We start from the raw sequence: 1,181 nt of genomic DNA on the forward strand, positions 1-1,181 counted from the left end.
TGCAGTACTTGTACTTCCCCTCACTATCATCACGCGAAAGAAAATATAAAAACGCATAAAACTTACAGCAACGACAAAAATAATACTTGTTACCAACGTTTCTTTAATATTCTTACATCTCATAAATCTCTAAGACCTGTTTACATAGATCCTCACAATACTATTTTCAGTACCAGGAAAGAGGACAATTCTGGGAAGCCCAAATTTATAGCTCTTCCCTTCCTTTAGTAGATTATGATAATAGTTTGCGTCTTTCTCACCGATATCGGACCATACCATCTGAGGGCAGTCCGATGACTCTATATGCAGACTATACGTGGTTTCTGGAGAGTTGGCTGATACCGAATCATGTCTTTTGACCTCGGTTTTGGTAACAGTGCATTCCTTAATGATTGGATTATTCTTATTGTGAGCCGAAACCCCAAAATATATACCAAAAAATAATAAAAATCCCAACGGCACAAGCACAATAATATATTTCTGTCGGAACCATGAAAGATTTGACTTTAATAGTTTTATCATTGTGTAATCACCTTCTTAAATTTTTTTATTCTATTATAAATAGTGCCATGAGCGTTATTTATTAATGTAGAAGCACCCTGCCCGAGACATAAAAATAACGGCCCTTGACCCTGTGTCCACGTATGATGGTGAAATATCAAGACCAACCACCACCCATACGCGTACAGGTAGGAACCGTTGCCTTCACACCGTACCACGGGCTTAACGGCATAATTCGCCACCCCACTGAACATATTCAACACGACCCTCACCAGGAACAGGTTAAACATCAAACCCCATAAGCTCACCCTCACTCAGGGGGTGAAATCCACTCTACGATACCTGCGGCACAACCACACCGAAGAAACCCTCACCAAAGACTTCGAAGTCTGGCAACCCACCATCAGCCGGATCATCACCACGATTGAAACAGTGCTGCTGCATCTCTTAACACCAGCGGTACCATCCGTGCTGATACTTTGTCGAAGGCCACCGGTACCGTCATCGTGGACGGCACTAATCCCCACCTACAACTGGCACGCCCCAGGAACACGCCGAGCAGACCGTAAAATGCAGGACCCATATAAGCGACCCCCCCCCTCACCGTTTCTTCTAGTGAAAATAAGTTCTCAGAATATATGCCTAAGGGGTGTGCTCGTGCAGAATACACGAACACACCC

The 1,181-nt window shown here is 43.7% G+C and carries 1 protein-coding gene; it reads left to right on the forward strand.

The features are described 5' to 3' along the window. Positions 1 to 789: 789 nt before the first annotated feature. Positions 790 to 1,181: transposase family protein (locus HMPREF2958_RS11255; RefSeq protein ID WP_371441428.1), on the forward strand; the 392-nt coding region annotated here is incomplete at its 3' end.

Source organism: Rothia sp. HMSC036D11, assembly GCF_001814205.1.
Taxonomy (GTDB): Bacteria; Actinomycetota; Actinomycetes; order Actinomycetales; family Micrococcaceae; genus Rothia; species Rothia dentocariosa.